Consider the following 19,665-nt stretch of genomic DNA (forward strand, 5'->3'; position numbering starts at 1 on the left):
ACTTAAATATGATAGATACGGCAGACTAAAATTAGTGAGCTTGTTTTACGTCCTCAGCCATACCTTTAACCGGTAAGACGTTCGGCACAAAATTGACTTTGGGTTGTTTCTTTAACGCTTGCTGTAAGTAATCCATCGCCTTTTCAAGCTGGGCATCTTTGCCAGTAAACGTGGCGTATGGCAGGTTATCGACTTCGATGTCTGGACTCACGCCACGACCTTCAATAATCCAACTACCGTCCATTGCATATTGCGGATACTCGGCAACACGTGCCATGCCTTTATCTGTTAATGAATTTCTCCCAGACAACCATACTCCAGCACCTGCGGTTTGCTTCCCGATAAGTGGTGCAATACCCAACGCTTTTACCCCTGCTGAGAAGGTTTCACCATCTGAATAGGTCAGTTGATCGGTTAACACCACTAATTGGCCATTAAAGGTTTGCTGCATGTTACCTGATGGTGTGCCGTGGGTCGGCGCCCAAAATGCCCATGTCCGTCTAAGTAGTTTTTCAATTATCCAACTATCAATATTGCCACCTCGATTACGGCGAACATCGATAATCAATCCATCTTTATCATAATTGGCGTAGAATTCACGCGCGAAGCTGGCGATATCACCACTGCCCATAGCGTAAAGATGCAGGTAACCAATTTTGCCATCGCTCGCATCATTTACAGCGCTACTGTTATGAGTCACCCAATCTAGATATCTGAATTTGGCGTTGGCAGATGCGCTGATAGGTTTAACGATAGTTTGGTGTGTTTTATTGCCACGTTTAAGTAACAACAGCACCTGCTTTGCGCTTTGATTGCGAATAAGGCGAGTCACATCAGCAATATTATTTAAGGTCTTACCATTAATAGCTAAAATCACATCGCCCACTTTTGCGTCTACACCCATCTTATTTAACGGCGCAGCTTGTGATGGTATCTCTGGATCGCCTTGGTAAATATGCTCAATAACCACACCGGCTTTAGTCTGCTCTAAACGGGCACCTAAGCTAGCCGATCTGGCCTTTTTAGGATCTTTTGCAAAATCACCGCCGCGCACTTGTGAGTGCAGAGAGTTCAACTCTCCCATCATCATTTTAAAGATATCATTGAGTTCATGACGATCAGTTAAGCGGTCAACTAAGGGTTGGTATTTAAGCTTGGTTTGCTGCCAATCAACACCGCGCATCTTTTTGTCGTAGAACGAATCTCGATGCATTAACCACGCATCCTCAAAAATTTGCTGCCATTCTGCTGCAGGTTGTATTGCTAACTGCCAGTTTTGCGTCTGCACTTTGGTGTGGTCGAGCTCTTTTGGCAGTTTGTCACCCGCATCAACAATCAACATCTCCTTCCCTTGCTTTGATTGCTTGCGGATAAACAGTTTTTTACTGTCGACAGATAATGTATATGAGCCTACATCTTTAGAAAATGTTTCTACCTTAGGGCCTAAAGCGGCAAACTTAACCACTTTCAACGATGATTTACGGCTACTCACGTCTTTGTCCAGTAAGTACAGTTTATCTTCGCTCAATTGCAGTGAGGAATAATTTCCCGCAGGCACTGGTACTTGCCATAACCTTGAAGACAAACCATCCCAATCAACCTGCGTTTCAGCCTTGTCGTCGCTATCTTTTTTAGGCTCACTCAATAGCTCATTAGGCTTTTGAAATGCAAAACGAGCCTTGCTGTTGAGTGCAATAGCAAAAATCTGCGTACGTTTGTTAAACATTGGTCCCAAATTTCTATCGCCCCAAGGCGAACTAGGGGTGGACACAAACTTACGGTTTGAAAGGAAGTATAGCCAATCTCCGTCTTTACTAAAGCTAGGTGAAAACGACTCATATTTATCGGTAGTGATCGATTGAGCTTTATCCTTTTTAAGCGAATAAAGTACGATCTGTGGACGCGCTTTACCTAATTCAGCTTTGGTTAAAGCCATAAACTGGCTGTCAGCGGACCAAACAATATCTGCATATGGGCCTAAGCCTTCACCTTGAGTAATGATCTTTTGGTTTCGAGACTTTTTTAAATCTAACAGCCAAACATTGCCATCATAATCATCGTGTGCCAAATAACGTCCATTTGGCGACAGATGCAGATCCATGCGCAGTGCTTTGCCATTTTTGGTTAACTGTTTACGCTTATCGCTGCCATTTGCGGCAAACTGCCAGATCTCCTGCTCGCCGCTAATATCACTAATACCATAAACCCACTTACCATCTTTGCTCATGAGCGCATTGCGGATCCGGCTATCTCCTGGCAGGGCAATTTCAACGAGCCTTTGACCGTCCGTTGACGCGACAACCACATGGCTGCGAGCAGTGATAACCACTTTATCACCTTGCGGTGTAAACCTTGTCGAAGTTGCGTACTTCATCGGCTCAGTGACCCAATGCTCACGCTTATAGGCAAAGTCAGAGGTAAGCTCTATATCAACCGCGATCTCTTTATTTGCCTCGATATCAAATAACTTAATATCGGCACCTTGTTGGAATACAATGCGGCCTTCGTTGAGTTTGGCACTTCTTACCTGCCACTCTTTATAATGCGTGTGTTGCTGCAGATCTTTGCCATCGATTGACATAGACCAGATATTGTCATTACCGTCGCTATCGCTGATAAAATACAAGCGAGATTGCCACAACATAGGTTGTCTAACTGAGCCATCATGTGTCGCTGCGAGCTGCTGCGCTTCTTGCTTCTCGCCTAATTTAAAACGCCAAAGCTCTCCTTTAGCGCCGCCTCGATAAACCTTAGCGTTGTCGCCTGTGGTTTGTAGGCCAAAACGAGTGAAATACACATACTCGTTTTGCTCGTCAATAACACCTTCTATCGCATCTGCTAGCGGTAAGTCAGTGGTCACTAAACTCAAGGGATCAACCGTCCGTAATACCCAGTAATTGGCGGGACCAAAGGCATTATCAGTGGCATAAAGCACTTTGCCATCACTCGTCCAGCCTTGCACTCTCACACGAGAGTTTTCGAAACTAACGCGCTTGGCTTGCCCCCCTTCAATGGCAATAACATAGACTTCAGACGAACCTTCATAGTTAGCAACGTACGCAACAAACTTGCCATCGCGAGATATTGTCGCACCTAATTCTTCAGCCGGTAAACTGGTTAAGCGCCTCGCTTTTGACTCTCCAAGACCTTTAGTCCAAAGGTCGCCTTCAGCTGTAAAGACTAAGGTTTGCTGATTTAACGCTGGCGAACGAAAATAACCGGCTTTATCGCTAGCATCAGAGGCAAATGTAGGAGCTATATTGATAGTACCAAGGGCTAACATGCAACAGGCAAGTGAGTGACGAAGTTTCATCTAAAGAAGCCATCCTATTGTTATTTTTATTAATTGAGAGCAATCCAAGCCAAACAAAATAGCAAACTTTTAGCTACGCTTCAGTAAAATAACAACAAAGAATTATTAGCAAATGTGTTTTGTATTTAACTCACTGATATGTTGTAGGCTTTTGCTATTGCCCACTTTCAACTACGCTTAATCAGCTTAGTGATTTTTTTGCTGTGAAAGGCTTTAATAATTAACATATTCAACGAGGTATAAATGGTCTCAGACTATCAACGCCCTTCATTGCGGGATGATCCACGCGTTAATAAGGCATTACTGAATATGCCTAGCAGATATGCTAATAGTTATACTGAGGCACAGCTTGTCTATTTCAGGTTCGCGCTTGTCGATAATCAGTGGCAAAAGCACTTTATTGATCATCGAGGCACTTTTTATTTTCCCTTTATTGGTTGGCGTTTTTTCTACGTATTCCTGCTAGGCAGGAACAAGCGAGCGTTAAACAGAAAAGAGAAACAACTATCCGTGCTGATTTTTGCCCTTTCAGTGGTGTCATTTATTGTTATCTCAATGGTCTTTGGACTACTGTTACTTTACTTACTCAAGTCTGCTTTGGGGATCGATCTGTTTGAAAACAGCTCTTTAGGCATTTGGGATTGGTTTAAGAGTTAATACGATTCGTTAAATAATAAAGTGCCTACTCGATAAGCAGGCACTTTATTTTGGGTGTATTTGTTATTTCTGCTGTAGCTTGAGCAGTGTCTCTAATTCATTGAAGCGTTGATTTAACGGAGCATTAACCAACAACGTCGCCGCATAGTCACTCTTTATCTGCTGTAAATCACGCTCTGCCTGAGCATAGTCTTTTTGACTCATTAACTCAGATACCTTATTAAGGCTAGTGAGCAGTTGTTGATCTACCGCCTCCACCCTTACAGCATCTTGATTATCATCAAGGCTATTTGATTGCTGCATTAACGGAGTTTTCACCGCCTTTTTAACGTTATCTTCAGGCGATATATCAACCTCTAACGCTTGATTTGGAGACGCCATTCTCATCAACGCAGGAGCTGGACTGCCTTGCGGAGTCATCATTAATGAGGGTATCGCCTCATCACTGATATCACCCGTCGGTATGGGTGGATTAATCACAAATAGAGTGACGACCATAAGCACTGAAGCTGCAGATGATAGAGACCAGCGATGCTGACGCCAAAACGATTGGCTGTTTAACTTAGGTTTTACATTGGTAACAGACAAATTTAAAATAGCTTGATCAAGTTCTTTCGGCGGCTGTTCTTGCGCTATCTTTTGATAAAGCGCATGCACCTCTTTGCGAATGTTGTCATCATTATCGTTAATCATATTCCACCTCTTGCCACTTTAAGTCGACACAGGCCTTAAGGCCTTTTTGGGCATAACGGAGACGACTCTTAGTTGCTTCAAGTGTCGCGCCGGCAATATCGGCAATCGTGGCTGCGGTAAAGCCCATTTCAATATTGAGTAGAAACGCTTCTTTTTGAACATGGGGCAGATCTTTAACACAATTTTTGAGCAGCTGAGCCTTCTTCTGCTGCTGTAATTGTTGCTCTGGCGTGTCAATGGCACTGGCTAGCATTGCATCAGGATCTTGTTCAGTATCATAAACATCACTGAAACTACTCTCAGGCTTTTTAGCTCTGACATGATCAATAATTAGGTTATGGGCAATACGGTATAACCAGGTCGTAAACTTTGCTTTAGCCTCATAGGCAGAGGCGGCTTTAATTACCCGACTCCACGTTTCTTGGTACAGGTCTTCCGCAAGTTGGTTGTCGTAAATCTGTCGTACAAAATAGCGATATAACGGCGCTTTATGTTTGTTATATAGCAATTCGAAAGCGCGAGTATTACCGTCTGCATATTGCAACATTAACGCTTGATCAGGATCAGCATCTAAAGGTTGTTCTACTGTGTGAGTGGGCTGTAACACACCAAGGTCCTTACCAAATATCTTATACAGTAAGTCTGCATCGGCGCAGGTTATTTGTCTATAGCACACATACGGAAATATATTGCCCAAGCAAGGTCAGTGTTGCTCTCTGGCAAATGACGGGACAATACTGCCAATGCAGTAAATGATAAACGCGCATAAAAGATAGAGTCAGATTAATTGAGGAGGTTTACAGCGGGTGTTACATACATAAAAAAACCGCAGTAACATGACTGCGGTTTGATGTGATTAGCGTTGTTTAAGCAAGCTTTGCTTGTAGCGCTGCATCTTTAGCTTGAACCGCTTCAGCTGACTTAGCACGCTCTTCTTTCACTGCGACAGCAAGTGCATCATCGGCGACGGCTAACATTTGCGCTGCAAGATAACCCGCATTTTTAGCGCCAGCGCTGCCAATAGCAACTGTTGCCACTGGCACGCCACCAGGCATCATCACTGTTGATAAAAGTGCATCATGGCCTTGTAGTGGACCACAATCAATTGGAACACCAATCACAGGGCGAGTAGTGATACCAGCAACGGCACCCGCTAGATGTGCTGCAAGGCCTGCTGCACAAATAAATACTTTACATCCACGCGCTTCAGCGTCAGTCACGTAAGCATGAGTCGCCGCAGGTGTACGATGCGCCGAGGTCACTTTAGCTTCAAACGTAATGTTAAAAGTCTTTAGTACATCTAAAGTCGATTGCATTGTAGGCAGGTCAGAATCAGACCCCATTAATACTGCAACAAATGGTTTGCTCATTTTTAATCCTTCCGTAGGGCGGTACATTATTATATTTGCGCGCATTATAATGATAATAAGTGCAAAGAGTAAACAGGCTTCCCCCAAAGCCAATGCCGTAATTATCCCTAAGCTTTGAATGGACTGCAAATAACTTATTAGTACATATGTATAACAAATTATTACGATAGCGACAGAGCCGTTAATTTTACGCTGCTAATGCGCTTGCAACGAGCTATACAATTAGGTTTATTCATCTCAAGCTCATCAAACAGGCTGATAATGTATCATTTTGTAGAGGCGACGAAGCCATGATGAGGCAAATAGGTCAATCAAGGGTTTACGCATATATTGACTCTAATCGCTCGAAATATGACGGTTCTTCAATCGAACCGTTTTGTTAAACTGACTTAATACGCTGTCCACCAATTTTTATTATGCAAGATCATTTCTTTCACTAAATTCGCTTGTTTGAGATGTTTTTTTTGCCTATTATTTAAGTTAGTTATGATTGATTTAGCTAAAGTAACTTTTAGTAACAGTATTTTTAATCTGAGTGCCTTTGGTTAGAGTCTTTTCATGTTTTGGATGCAACAAACAAATGGTTTGAACAAATAGAATAGGATATTCATGTTGCCCATCAAGGATAGTTTAAAAAAGAAGAAAATTGATGCGCTGGATTTTAAGACACATCTAGCTTTACTCGGCGTGCCTTTACTCTTGCTTTTTATCTGTTGGATTATTTTCTTTAGTATTAGCGCAAATCAAAGTTCTGTCGCAAATTTACTCCTGATAAGTATTATCTATTTATTCGGTTACAGCCTGAATTACTATTTCCATCAAGGACGACTCAGTCGACTATGGGAGCACCTACAGCAGGTAGTTCATGTCAATGAGACCACCTTTGAGTTAGTTAATATTGCTAACCAATATCAAGATGAAACCGCCTTTCTGAACGCGTTACTCAATAAGGCCGTTAGCTGTATTGACGGTGCCGAAATGGGAACAATCATTCGGGTTGAACCTGATTCTGGTTCCTTATCATTTGAGTCTGCTGTGGGCATTGATATTAACAAGCTGAGAAAGCTCAATATCCATTTGGAACAATCTTTCGAATATCGGATAACAAAAGGTAAATGTGACCGAGTGGTGGTCATTGACGACATGGAAGCCATTAATGCTCACAGTTCGCTAAGCTCTTCAGATCAAGATGTCTTGCTTGAGGCCCCCTCAATACCAATACGCTCAACACTATCAAGCCCAATTCATATCGATGGTAAGCTTTACGCAATGCTAAATTTAGACAGCGGTAAAGTAAAAGCCTTTAGTCATTATGACCGAAATCTGGTCGCTATATTGACTCATGAGGCGGCGAACGCGATATCTCTTTACCAAAAAACACACAAAATCAATACGCTAGCTAACTTTGATAGTTTAACCGGTTTATATAATCGTCAGCGCTTTGAAGCCCTCGCTAAAGAATGGACCTTAAAGCCCCATTTTGGCAGTTATTTAGTATTAATCGATATCGATAATCTAAAGACAATTAATGATCACCACGGACATCAAGCCGGCGATGCCGCACTGCAGAAAGTAAGCCGTGTACTGAAAGCTCAGTGGCACCAAAAGCAGTTAGTCGCCCGTTACGGTGGAGATGAGTTTATCGCCCTTTGCCATGGTCCATTAGAACGTATAGAAAGCGAGATCATTGCAATAGAGGATGACCTCAGTGAACAAGGCGCTGTCTCGTTTAGTTATGGGGTTGAGCAATATAACGGCCAGTGGAATAAAACCTTAAAGGCCGCAGATGAGGCGATGTACCGTAATAAACGGGGCAAAAAATAGCGACACGCAAATCCGTTTTAGTATTGTCTCTAACGTTGCTGAGGTCGCTTCTTGCTCTCTTGCTTACTCAGTAATCGTCTTTAAACTGCTATGAACATCTTGGCTAAGTCTGGACATTTCACATGCTCGATCGTTAATACTCGAAGTTGAAGTTTGTTGTCCCTCAATACTGTCGTTAATATTACCGGTAAGGGTGTCAACCTAATTTTAGGACTAGACAACATCAATTAATTTGGAACCTGTTTATCTACCCAAAAAACAATCGCCACAACCAAGATGAGTCAAGATCCTCTTCGCATTGTCTATACTGACCCGCATAACGCTTAGAGCGATCGTCGACTTTTTTAGCGACTTTAATTAACCAGGCTTTTTGGTTATAAGTTTTACGCTTATAGCCGCCCCAGCCTTCATGATAATTTAGATATTGATTACGCGCGTCCCACTTAGACACCCCGTTAATTTTATTGGTCTTATAAATAAACCAACCCATGAAATCCATGGCATCATCAAAATCACTGCGGCTTGACCAAGAGTTACCCGTCTCTCTCACATAGTCATCCCAAGTCATGGTTTTAGCCTGAGCATAACCATAGGCGTCACTCGCTCTACCTGTCGGTATGAAACCTAAAAAATACTCCATTGGCGGCGCGGCATTATGTTTAAATGAGCTTTCTTGATACATCATTGCCAGTGGAACGTGCACAGGTACGCCCCACTTTTCTCTGGTATTTTTGGCGGCGCTATACCATGAACGATTCTCTTGAAATATCGAACATAGATTTTCGGGATCTTTGGGAGGAGGAGTTGCGCAACCAGTTAAAAATGTTGCCAAGATAACAGTCGCAAGTAATGCAGGCCATTTCATAAAAATTGATACCAACGGACAATAATAGCAAAGTGCTAGTGTCACATTGATAGCTTAAATATGCAATTGGGGTTTAATTAAATTGTGTTAAAAATCAGACCGTGAAATACATTATTGCGACCATTATCTCGACGCAGGAAGCTCACAATTGTAGGACTCTTGTTGCCATACTTCTGGTTGCCAAAAGCCACTATCCTTACCTCTATAGACTTTGTCGCTATTAAACTTAGCGGCTAAGTGATAGCGCGTATTGGCTTCTACTACCACGATCAAATCTTTTGGGGTACGAGATGCCAGCGATACTTTTAAAGTGGGTGAATCAATCAGCTCCGCCAGCGTAAAACGGTGTTCGCCAACGCTAAGGCGATAATTAGGCTGAGAAATCACAGGTTTTCCATCGAGGTGGGTAACGACTGCGCGATAGATCCCAAGCTCTGGTTCAGGAGCCAAAAAGCTTGAGACGGTGCCACACTGATGACTGCTATCAAGTTGCGATGCGCAGCCAGATAGCAGTAATACCAACATAGAGGCGTTAAGCTGTTTCACCGTTATTGCTCGAAGTAATCAGCGAGAAATTGATCAAAACTCACTTCATCAAGCGCTTCACTCGCCGCTTGCTTGTCGAGTGACGATCTTGCATCTTGCTCATACCGAGCCAACACAGAGTCGCTAATAGGCAAGTCTATAAGTTGCTGATGGTATTGCTGTGCAAGCTCTTTCACCCAATGACCGTGATCAACTTGCTCCTTTTGAAGCTTAGTCATGATCCGACCCGATAAAGTCTCATCAGGATTCACGACCGCTTTATGCCAGTGCGCCAGAGCCTTTTGATACTCACCCTCAGCACCGTCATCAAGCAGTTCTGCAATCGAGCCTAAGTTATCAAATAACGTTTCGAGCCACTGTGTCAACGAAATGTCTGCACCATTCTGACTCAAGACTAAGCCTGGTTTACGCCCTTCTAACACAACGGCTTGTAAGTTAGCTGAAATTTCAGCTTCTTCCGTTTCGTCGCTGTTGCTCGAAGGCTGTAATAAACAATTAAGCAGAAACATATCCAAAAAACGAATTTGTGACTTTTCAATACCAACCGCGCTATAGGGGTTAACATCAAGCGCCCTGACTTCAATATACTCAACGCCTGCACGCGCTAAAGACTCAGAAGGTTTCTCATTTCCTTTAGCGACTCTTTTGGCTCGTATAGGAGAATAAAATTCATTTTCAATTTGTAAAACGTTAGCATTAAGTTGACGATATTCGCCTGCGACTTTGACACCAATTTGGGCAAAGTTTGCCGATGGCATATTGATAGCGGCGTTCATACCATCAAGGTAAGAAGATAGATTGTTGTAACTAATGTCGAGGCTATCTTGTTCTTGATTGGTATAGCCTAAATCACTCATGCGCAGCGATGTGGCGTAAGGTAAATAAAGCGTGCCCTTGCCAATTTTTTCGAACGGTAGCGTCGTTTTTTGGTCTTTAATAAACGATCCGCATAGCGCGGGTGATGCACCAAATAAATAAGGTAACACCCATACCAAACGGCGATAATTACGAATAAGGCCAAAGTAAGAATCAGAGATAAACTCTTCTTTACTCAACGCTTTATTGGATAGTTCATAAAGCCGTGTCCAAAGATCGTCAGACACCGAAAAGTTAAAATGCACTCCAGAGATAATCTGCATGAGTGCGCCATATCGATAAGTTAATCCTTTACGATACAAACGTTTCATTTTGCCATTATTTGAACTGCCATAATCAGCAATAGGAATGTCAGCAACATCACCCACATAGCAAGGCATACTAACCGGCCACAGTTGCTGGCCATTTAAGTTACGCACGCTATACGCATGCGTGTATGTTAAATCTTCAACGAGTTCATCAATGTTTTCAAACACGGGAGTAATAAACTCAAGCAAGGACTCACTATAATCGGTAGTGATCCGCGAATGCATTAAGGCAGAGCCTAATGCTTCAGGGTGACTATCCGTTGCTAAGTGACCTGTCTTTTCAATTCTAAGCGCTTCACGTTCAATGCCTCGCTGCATTGATTTTAGTGCTTGACGACTTGTCGGATCCGACAGATCCCCTACTAATTCATTGAATGATTTCAAAATCTTATTCTCTAGTACGTGACTTTAACCTAAAGCTCATGACAGTCAGACCTGCTTTAACTGGCTAAACTTTCAAGTCATATCAAAATAGTCTTTACGTCACTGTCATGACGATTATAGATGAGGTAACCCCATTAACTAGGATTACCTCTTGTATATAGGGTCTCCCCACTTACTTTACAACTGTAAAACCTCAATTGGATAACCAAGTGTTGATAATTCAGACTCTATCTTGGCACGATCACCTACAACAAGAATAAGCATATCGTCGATTTTCAACTGGCTTTTAGCCAATGAATTCAACTCATCAAGTGTTATGTTATTAGTGATTTCAGTTTGCTGTTCACTGTAATTATCATCCAAATTATAACGTTGAATATTACGCATTAAACCCGCTTTTTGGTACGGAGTTTCGTAGTTAAGTGCTTTAGATTGTGAGATAGAGTTCTGCATAAAGCTAAGCTCATCCTCAGTCATCCCCGTTGCTTGGAATCCATTAATCTCTTTAATAAATTCCACTAACGCTTCGGTCGTCACATCACTACGTACACTAGCAGTCGCTTGATAGAAACCTTGCTCAGGTCCTCCCGAGAAAAAGCTTCTCGCACCATAAGTGTAACCTTTGTCTTCACGAAGATTGAGGTTAATACGGCTATTAAAAGCGCCGCCCAGTGGGTAGTTCATCAAGTAGGATTTGAAAAACGTTCCCGTAGCATCATAAGGCAACGCGCGTTTACCAATTTTTATCACTGACTGCGCCGCTTCTGGCTTATCAACAATATAAATTTTCCCGCCAGTAAATTCAGGAAGAACCGCTAATTCAGGAAAGGAAGTTTTAACCCCAGTCCAACCGTTTAACCCTGTAAGCTTGGATAGCATTTGCGCTTCGTTTAGATTACCAACGGCCACTATTTGCGCATTACCCGCGGTATACTGACGTTTATAAAAAGCTTTAACATCATCTAAGCTAATCGCTGTTACTGATGCAATTGAACCACCACTACTAACACCAAACGGGCTCTTATCACCGTATAACAGAGTACTAAATGCTCTTGAAGCCAAATAATTTGGCTCCGTTAATTGCCGTTGTAGGTTCTGTAATACCTGTTGTTTAACACGATCGAAATCAGCTTGATTGAATGCAGGTTCAAACAACTTCTCTTGGACAATTTTCATTGTCGCATCAAGATTTTCTGTTAACGATGAAATCTGCAATCGACTTTGATAGCCACTGGCACCAAAGCTGACATTACTGCCAAGCATCTCTAATGCTTGAGTCAGTTCTTCAGAACTGCGCTTAAGGCTCGATTCATTCATCATTGATGCTGTTATCGACGCTAAGCCTGCTTGTTCTATGTCAATAACGCGGTGGCCACCATTGAGGTAAACAACCACTTCAACGGTCGGTGTCTCGTTGGTTTCAGTGCCAATAACCTCAATATCATTGGCCAGTTTACCTTGCCAAAGCGTAGGTATTTTTAATACGGGTGCGGCACCGACTGGCGGCACAACGTTGCGATCAAACGCTGAAGTAATTTGAGGCGCGGCATTAAGATCTTGAACCGCAACGGCTGCAATCTTTTCAGTTGGCGCGACAAAGTTATCGGCTTTAGCAATAAGCTGTTTTTGCCCTTGAGGCACAACGCTCATCACCACCATCGGCTTGTCTTTAATATATTTGTTAAACACCCGCATAACGTCTTCTTTGGTGACATTGGCATAACGCGCCAAATCAGTACCAATCATATTAGGGTTACCAGAAAACGTTTCATTGAATGCAAGGCTTGAGACTTTTACCTGTACGCTTTGCAAACCAAAAATGGTGGCAGCTTCAAAGTTGACTTTAACTTTTTCAAGGTCGTCATCCGTCACGCCGCGTTGCTCAAATTCAGTGACCGAGTCACGCATGATTTTTTCTAAATCAGCTAACGTGCCACCCTGTGCTGGATTGGCTAATGCATACATTGAAAACTGGCAAGCCAATTCTTGACATGGATGACTCACACCTGCTTGGACCGCATAGCCATCTTTAACAAGATTTTTATAGAAGATTGATGTCTTGCCACCACCTAAGATGTTAGACAACAGATCCAAAGCGGGCTCATCTTCATGGCGAGCATATACCGTTGGCATTGCCATTTTAATCAAGGGTAAATGCACTCGATCTTCCATCGACAGATAAAGTGTCTTATCCAGTGTCACTAACGTTTTTACGGGCGCCTTAACTTCAGGACCAGCAGGGATTTCACCAAAATACTGATTAACCCATGCAAGGGCCTGCATCTCGTCAAAATCGCCACCAATAGTCAATGTGGCATTATTAGGACCATACCAGCGCTGAAAAAAGTGTTTAACATCTTCAACATCTGCTCGGTCTAAATCTTCTGGCCAACCGATAACAGGCCATGAGTAAGGATGACCTTGCGGATAAAAGGCTTGATCAAAGCGCTCACCCATACGGCCATAAGGACGGTTATCAATACGCTGTGCACGTTCGTTTTTGACCGTCTCACGTTGCACTTCAAACTTTTCTTCCGTTAGAGCCGGTAGGAAAAAGCCCATACGGTCAGATTCTAACCACAACATTTTTTCTAACTGATTATTGGGCACCGTTTCGAAATAATTGGTTCTATCGGTATTAGTTGTACCGTTAAGATTTCCACCCGCTTCAGTGACCATTTTAAAATGTTGTTCATCAGCGACATGCTCTGACCCTTGGAACATCATGTGTTCAAACAAGTGTGCAAAGCCAGAACGACCGACTAATTCACGTCCTGAACCCACATGATAAGTGACATCAACATGGACTAACGGATCAGAGTGATCTTCGTGTAAAATAACGGTCAAGCCATTGGCTAATTCATATTTACGATAGGGAATACCAACATCCTGTCCTGAAAAACTTACCGACTCCAGTAAAGTCACACCTGCAGGTAAAGTCGTTTCAGCCTGTTGTTGACCGGCACATCCAAATAACGCAGCACTAATTGCTGCGGCTAATATCCATTTTTTCAATTATTATCTCCTTCGCCAGAATGCGATATCGTTTTATCATCTGATCAGTAAGCTATGCTTGGCACTAGTATTACCCAGTCAGCTTGAAACAACCAGTGGGTGTTAATCAGTTTAAATCACTTACGACGTAAAAAAGGTTTTGCGATTTCTGCTAACAAAATATTTCCATCACCTTAATCAGCAATCATAGCTCATCTAGCCTACACCCATGAATCTATTGTGGTTTCTATAGTTTTTACAACCCCTATCACGATGTTGCGCGAAAGTTAACTGTTAATATAATTAAAACAAGCTTTTATATGACAATAAGTTATAACTAAATCGGTTTGTGATGCAAGGTGCTCTATCTATAGAATGCCAACGATTGGGTAACTAAATGTAAACCTTCACAGCATTGAAGTGTTAGTCTCCTAGCAAATGATTGCAATAAATTAGGTGGCAACCCTGCCACCTATACGCATGACATAAAAATAATATATTTGGAATATTGATAATGTGGCAAGTAATTAAAAACATCCCTTTTTGGCAAAAGGTATTAGCCGCCTTTGTACTTGGCGCTACTGTTGGTGTCATTTTTGGTGAATCGGCAACGGTATTAAAGCCTTTAGGTGATCTATTTATTAGCGCGATCAAAATGCTGGTCGCACCGCTTATTTTCTGCGCTATCGTGGTGAGTATTACCTCTTTAGGCTCAGAAGCTAACCTAAAACGGTTGAGCTTTAAGACGTTAGGCATGTTTATGTTTACCGGCACTATAGCGTCGTTTATCGGCTTAACCATTGGCTCGCTCATTGATATGGGCGGCTCAATGGAATTGGTTGCTACTGAAGTGAGCGAACGTCAGGTTCCTGGTTTTGCACAGGTACTGCTAAATATGATCCCTGTTAACCCATTTGCCTCTCTGGCAGAAGGGAATGTTCTCCAAATAATCGTATTTGCAGCATTAATTGGTATCGCAATCAATAAGGTTGGCGAAAAAGCTGCGCCCTTGAAAAGAACCCTTGAGGCCGGGGCTGAAGTGATGTTCCAGCTGACTCGTATGGTATTGCAACTTACTCCGATTGGCGTGTTTGGTTTAATGGCCTGGGTGGTCGGTGAGTATGGTTTATCCATGTTATTACCACTTGCCAAGTTCATCGGTGCTATCTACCTTGCTGCGTTAATCCACATTATTTTTGTCTATGGTGGACTGGTAAAATTCGCAGCAAAATTAAGCCCTTTACAGTTTTTCAGAAAAGCCATGCCAGCACAAATTGTGGCATTTACGACGGCATCAAGTTTCGGTACATTGCCGGCAAGCACGCGTTGTTCTGAATCAATGGGTGTATCAAAACGTTATAGCTCATTTGTATTGCCCCTTGGCGCGACCATGAACATGGATGGTTGCGGTGGGATCTATCCCGCTATTGCCGCCATTTTTATTGCCCAAATTTATGGCATTCAACTCGATATGACTGACTATATGCTGATTGCGGTAACGGCAACAGTTGCATCAGTCGGGACAGCTGGCGTGCCAGGCAGTGCCATGGTGATGCTGACGGTAACCTTAGGTGTTGTTGGCCTACCACTAGAAGGGATTGCATTTATTGCCGCTATTGACCGGATCATTGATATGATCCGCACAGCAACCAATGTCACCGGGGATATGATGACAGCCGTTGTTATTGGTAAATCTGAAGGACAGCTTGATCAAGAGCAATTTTATGCCGATGAGAGCACTAAAACAGCACCTGTAACAAGTTAGTAAGGTTACTGTGAAAGAAAAAGGCCGCAATTGTGGCCTTTTTATTTTATACTTTAAAATCATATTGCTAAGTGATTCATATTGAGGGTGTTTAAGTATGGCTAAGCTGTTTTTTATTCCACTGCTACTATCTCTCGCATGGGCGCTATTTCTTAATTACAACGGTGTGCCTCTAAAGAAGGGAAGAACCGGGTTTATCTATATTGTCGGCATTAGCATAACGATTATTTTGTCCTTAGGCTTTCTACTTTGGCTGACCGCAAACCAAAACATTCGTAGTTGGTAACCCACAAATAACCCAATATCGCTTACGCGCCTAGCTCGAAGACCAGGCGCTAACGGCATCAAACTAACGCTTCATCGTTTAATGACCTAGCGCCAATACCTGTATCACTCCAGATCACCACATCGCCCTCCAGCGCTGTCGTAAGCTCAACTTCTATTTCAAATTTAAAACTACTTTGTTGCAAGTAACCTCTAATGACGCTTGCACCACAAGCGAGGATTTTACGATAAGGCTGTGATAACTAAAGCTTGCAATGACACGGCCAAACAGTTGTATATGGAGAATGCTGGTGCATAGGTGATTAAGTTGTTCTTAGTATAGCCAAGCGCACGCTATCATTTTCTGCAGGCAAAAAAATCCCGTACTTTAAAAGTACGGGATTGGTTTAATTGAAAATACTATTCTAAATTTTACAGATATGCTTATCCCAGTACCGCAAGTAACACACCTGCAGCAACCGCACTACCCAGCACACCCGCCACGTTAGGGCCCATTGCATGCATTAATAGAAAGTTCTGATTATTTGCTTCAAGGCCCACTTTATTGACGACCCTCGCCGCCATGGGCACCGCGGACACACCAGCGGCACCTAACAATGGATTAATCTTACCGCCAGATAATTTACTCATGAGCTTGGCCATTAACACTCCAGTCGCGGTACCTATACCAAATGCAACAGCCCCCAACACCAAAATACCTAAGGTTTCAATTTGCAAAAACTGCTCTGCTGATAATTTAGAACCCACAGCGAGTCCGAGAAAAATAGTAACGATATTAATCAGCTCATTCTGGGCGGTGTTAGACAATCTATCGACCACACCCGACTCGCGCATCAAGTTACCTAAACAAAACATACCCACTAACGGCGTTGCTGCAGGAAGGAACAAAATAGTTAATCCTAATACCATGAGTGGGAAGATTATTTTTTCCTTCTTACTCACTTCTCGCAGCTGCTCCATCTTGATCTTACGCTCAGATTCTGTTGTTAGCAGTCTCATAATAGGCGGCTGTATAAGTGGCACTAACGCCATATAAGAGTATGCAGCAACCGCAATAGCACCGAGTAAGTCTGGGGCGAGTTTGGACGCTAAAAAGATAGCCGTTGGCCCATCTGCACCGCCAATAATCGCAATAGCGGCAGCATCTTGCATTGAAAACTCAAACCCAGGGACTAAATTCAAACCAATCGCCCCGAGCAAGGTGGCAAAAATACCAAATTGTGCTGCGGCGCCAAGTAATAACATTTTAGGGTTAGCAATCAATGCCCCAAAATCGGTTAATGCCCCCACACCCATAAAGATCAATAGCGGGAAAATTCCCGTTTCAATACCCACATGATAAGCAAAATAGAGCAGTCCACCTTCGTCGGTAAATCCACCATTAGGAATATTGGCTAAAATAGCGCCAAAGCCTATAGGTAAAAGCAGTAACGGCTCAAAACCTTTTGCGATAGCTAAAAAGAGTAATAAGCAGCCGACACCCATCATTAACAATTGACCTGGCGTAAAGTTGGCAATGCCGGACTCAGACCAAAAGGCGATTAATCCTTCCATGATGACTCCTATGCTAACGCTAACAGCTGACTACCAACTGATACCGAATCACCCTCTTTAACCCAAACCTGAGAGATCACTCCATCAGCCTCGGCTCTTATTTCCGTTTCCATCTTCATCGCTTCTAAAATAATGACAACATCACCCTCTTTAACCGTGTCACCAGGAGACACATGCACTTTAAAAATATTACCTGATAGCGGTGCATTTTGTTCTAACTTGACCACCAACGACTCAACGGCGGCAGTTGTCGCGGGTGCAGCAAAAGGAATCACATTTTCGGCAGAGCTTATTTCACTGATATCCCCCCCTTCGGCCACTTCAACGACAAATCGCTGACCCTGCACTGTTACAGTGTAAGTTGCTGGCCCTTGCTTATTGGCAGCTGCTAGCTCTGCTTTTTTTATTTGTTCGAGCGCTTTTGCAGCCACTTCAGGTTTGGGTTCAAATGCGTCTGGATTATTGCGATTTTTAAGGAATTTGAGTCCAATTTGCGGAAATAATGCGTAGGTTAATACATCATCATCCACCTCTGTTGATAGGGTAATAGCTTCAGCTTTGGCCTTTTCAGCTAACTCAAGACGTAACCTGTCGAGCTCAGCTTCGAGTAAGTCAGCTGGGCGACAAGTTATTGCTTCAGCGCCCGCTAAAACGCGTTGCTGCAGCTCGCTATTCACGGGTGCTGGCGTGGCGCCATATTCGCCCTTGAGTACGCCTTCAGTCTCTTTGGTAAGCGATTTATAACGCTCACCCGTCAGCACGTTAATCACCGCTTGGGTGCCGACAATTTGAGAAGTTGGCGTGACTAAGGCTATGAAACCTAAGTCTTCACGAACCCGTGGGATCTCTTCTAACACTAAATCTAACTTGTCTGCAGCGCCTTGCTCTTTTAGCTGGCTTTCCATATTGGTCAGCATGCCACCAGGGACTTGTGCACGAAGAATGCGCGAATCAATGCCTTTAAGTTCACCTTCGAAAGCTGCATATTTTTTGCGTACCACTCTAAAGTAAGCTGCTATCTCTTCCAATAACGCCATGTCATAACCGGTCGCTCTGTCAGTATCTTCAACCATTGCAACCAGAGTTTCTGTCGCGCTGTGACCATAAGTCTGACTCATTGACGAAATGGCGGTATCAAGTACATCAATGCCCGCTTCTATCGCTTTTTGGTAGGTGGCGGTGCTAAGACCTGTTGTTGCATGGCACTGCATAGAAACAACCAAATCTGTTTGAGATTTGATTTGGCTAATCATGTCAAAGGCATCGAACGGCTTTAATAGCCCGGCCATATCTTTGATACATAAAGAATGACAGCCCATATCTTCAAGACGCTTAGCCATGTCAATCCAAGTGTCCATCGTGTGCACTGGGCTCGTTGTGTAGGAGATAGTACCTTGCGCATGAGCGCCGACGTCAACAACAGACTTAACAGCGGTTTCAAGGTTACGCACATCATTCATTGCATCGAAAATTCGGAATACATCAACCCCGTTAGTGTGAGCACGTTCAACAAAACGGTTAACTAAATCATCAGCATAGTGACGGTAGCCTAAAAGATTTTGTCCTCTTAGCAGCATTTGTTGAGGTGTATTAGGCATGGCTTTTTTAAGCTCTCTAATACGTTCCCATGGATCCTCACCAAGATAACGGATGCAAGCGTCAAACGTTGCTCCGCCCCAAGATTCTAGCGACCAAAAGCCGACTTTATCGAGTAATGGCGCAATAGGTAACATATCTTCGGTGCGCAGCCGAGTAGCGAGAATGGATTGGTGAGCATCTCTTAAGACGACGTCGGTTAAAGCCAGTGGCTTGCTCATGGTAACTCCCTACTTATTTATGCTTTTTGGCGGTGCTGATGAATTGCAGAGGCGATAACGGCTGCCATTAAAGGACTCACTGCGGGTTTAGTTACCGCCGGTTGGCGAGCATTAACGGTTATTTTCTCTTGGGGGGCAGGCGCATATTTTTTAGCAACTAGCTTCATTCCCAAAATCAATATACCTAAAAATACAAAAACCAACGACATGCCGAGGATCATGATCCCCAGCGCATCGGTTAACTGTTCTGATATTGTTTCCATCTCTTCCTCTCTCCAGCCCTATATACACTAAGACAAAACGGTGCAACCAAATCAGTGTATGTTAGTTTTGTCGGCCCATTTTACGGATTATGTAAATATACTGGAATAAAACAAATATTTATTCACTAACAGTTCACATGTTATGCATTCA

The 19,665-nt window shown here is 43.1% G+C and carries 16 protein-coding genes; 4 read left to right on the forward strand and 12 right to left on the reverse strand.

Going from position 1 to position 19,665, the window contains the following annotated elements:
• Window positions 1–31 precede the first annotated feature (31 nt).
• A complete protein-coding gene (locus CXF86_RS02115) occupies window positions 32–3,313 on the reverse strand; it encodes a S41 family peptidase (protein ID WP_102038242.1) in 3,282 nt (1,093 codons plus the stop codon).
• 243 nt (window positions 3,314–3,556) lie between these two features.
• On the opposite strand from CXF86_RS02115, the gene CXF86_RS02120 reads away from it, so the two are divergent.
• Entirely contained in the window at window positions 3,557–3,970 is a 414-nt protein-coding gene (locus CXF86_RS02120; RefSeq protein WP_101090633.1) for a hypothetical protein, read from the forward strand.
• A gap of 63 nt (window positions 3,971–4,033) precedes the next feature.
• On the opposite strand, the gene CXF86_RS02125 is transcribed toward CXF86_RS02120, so the two are convergent.
• The 3 genes from CXF86_RS02125 to purE all read right to left on the reverse strand — a co-directional run bounded on the left by CXF86_RS02125 (window position 4,034) and on the right by purE (window position 6,033).
• Window positions 4,034–4,663, reverse strand: a complete 630-nt coding sequence (locus CXF86_RS02125) for a hypothetical protein (RefSeq protein WP_102038243.1) — start codon at window positions 4,661–4,663, stop codon at window positions 4,034–4,036.
• Entirely contained in the window at window positions 4,656–5,210 is a 555-nt protein-coding gene (locus CXF86_RS02130) for a sigma-70 family RNA polymerase sigma factor (protein ID WP_101090680.1), read from the reverse strand. The genes CXF86_RS02125 and CXF86_RS02130 overlap by 8 nt, the downstream gene beginning before the upstream one ends.
• A gap of 319 nt (window positions 5,211–5,529) precedes the next feature.
• Complete coding sequence (purE, locus tag CXF86_RS02135) at window positions 5,530–6,033, reverse strand: 5-(carboxyamino)imidazole ribonucleotide mutase (protein WP_101090631.1); 504 nt, start codon at window positions 6,031–6,033, stop codon at window positions 5,530–5,532.
• Window positions 6,034–6,645: 612 nt separating this feature from the next.
• Here purE and CXF86_RS02140 point away from each other — a divergent pair.
• Entirely contained in the window at window positions 6,646–7,857 is a 1,212-nt protein-coding gene (locus CXF86_RS02140) for a sensor domain-containing diguanylate cyclase (protein WP_101090679.1), read from the forward strand.
• Between the two features lie 247 nt (window positions 7,858–8,104).
• Here the strand turns inward: CXF86_RS02140 and CXF86_RS02145 are convergent, their stop codons facing one another.
• The 4 genes from CXF86_RS02145 to CXF86_RS02160 form a co-directional block, all read right to left on the reverse strand.
• Window positions 8,105–8,722 carry a transglycosylase SLT domain-containing protein gene (locus CXF86_RS02145; protein ID WP_101090630.1) on the reverse strand — a complete coding sequence of 206 codons (618 nt, stop codon included), beginning with the start codon at window positions 8,720–8,722 and terminating at the stop codon, window positions 8,105–8,107.
• A 123-nt stretch (window positions 8,723–8,845) separates the two neighbouring features.
• Window positions 8,846–9,247, reverse strand: coding sequence for a hypothetical protein (locus CXF86_RS02150; protein ID WP_101090678.1), 402 nt, complete (start codon window positions 9,245–9,247; stop codon window positions 8,846–8,848).
• 23 nt (window positions 9,248–9,270) lie between these two features.
• The gene (gene gshA / locus CXF86_RS02155; RefSeq protein ID WP_102038244.1) at window positions 9,271–10,836 is read right to left on the reverse strand and encodes a glutamate--cysteine ligase; all 1,566 of its coding nucleotides are present in this window, start codon (window positions 10,834–10,836) and stop codon (window positions 9,271–9,273) included.
• Window positions 10,837–11,013: 177 nt separating this feature from the next.
• Window positions 11,014–13,851 (reverse strand): M16 family metallopeptidase, encoded by a 2,838-nt coding sequence (locus CXF86_RS02160; protein ID WP_102038245.1) that lies wholly within the window; start codon window positions 13,849–13,851, stop codon window positions 11,014–11,016.
• Between the two features lie 493 nt (window positions 13,852–14,344).
• Here CXF86_RS02160 and CXF86_RS02165 point away from each other — a divergent pair, with 493 nt between their 5' ends.
• Entirely contained in the window at window positions 14,345–15,595 is a 1,251-nt protein-coding gene (locus CXF86_RS02165; RefSeq protein WP_374702313.1) for a dicarboxylate/amino acid:cation symporter, read from the forward strand.
• Between the two features lie 97 nt (window positions 15,596–15,692).
• Window positions 15,693–15,881: a hypothetical protein gene (locus CXF86_RS02170; RefSeq protein WP_101090627.1), complete on the forward strand. Its 189-nt coding sequence runs from the start codon at window positions 15,693–15,695 to the stop codon at window positions 15,879–15,881.
• Between the two features lie 58 nt (window positions 15,882–15,939).
• Here CXF86_RS02170 and CXF86_RS22985 read toward each other — a convergent pair whose 3' ends face one another.
• The 4 genes from CXF86_RS22985 to CXF86_RS02185 all read right to left on the reverse strand — a co-directional run bounded on the left by CXF86_RS22985 (window position 15,940) and on the right by CXF86_RS02185 (window position 19,514).
• Window positions 15,940–16,065 carry a hypothetical protein gene (locus CXF86_RS22985; protein WP_257982827.1) on the reverse strand — a complete coding sequence of 42 codons (126 nt, stop codon included), beginning with the start codon at window positions 16,063–16,065 and terminating at the stop codon, window positions 15,940–15,942.
• Between the two features lie 238 nt (window positions 16,066–16,303).
• Complete coding sequence (locus CXF86_RS02175; protein ID WP_101090626.1) at window positions 16,304–17,434, reverse strand: sodium ion-translocating decarboxylase subunit beta; 1,131 nt, start codon at window positions 17,432–17,434, stop codon at window positions 16,304–16,306.
• A gap of 8 nt (window positions 17,435–17,442) precedes the next feature.
• Window positions 17,443–19,251, reverse strand: coding sequence for a sodium-extruding oxaloacetate decarboxylase subunit alpha (gene oadA / locus CXF86_RS02180; protein WP_101090625.1), 1,809 nt, complete (start codon window positions 19,249–19,251; stop codon window positions 17,443–17,445).
• Between the two features lie 17 nt (window positions 19,252–19,268).
• A complete protein-coding gene (locus CXF86_RS02185) occupies window positions 19,269–19,514 on the reverse strand; it encodes an OadG family protein (protein ID WP_101090624.1) in 246 nt (81 codons plus the stop codon).
• Window positions 19,515–19,665: the final 151 nt, after the last annotated feature.

The sequence above is a fragment of the Shewanella sp. GutCb genome (assembly GCF_002836135.1).
Taxonomy (GTDB): domain Bacteria; phylum Pseudomonadota; class Gammaproteobacteria; order Enterobacterales; family Shewanellaceae; genus Shewanella.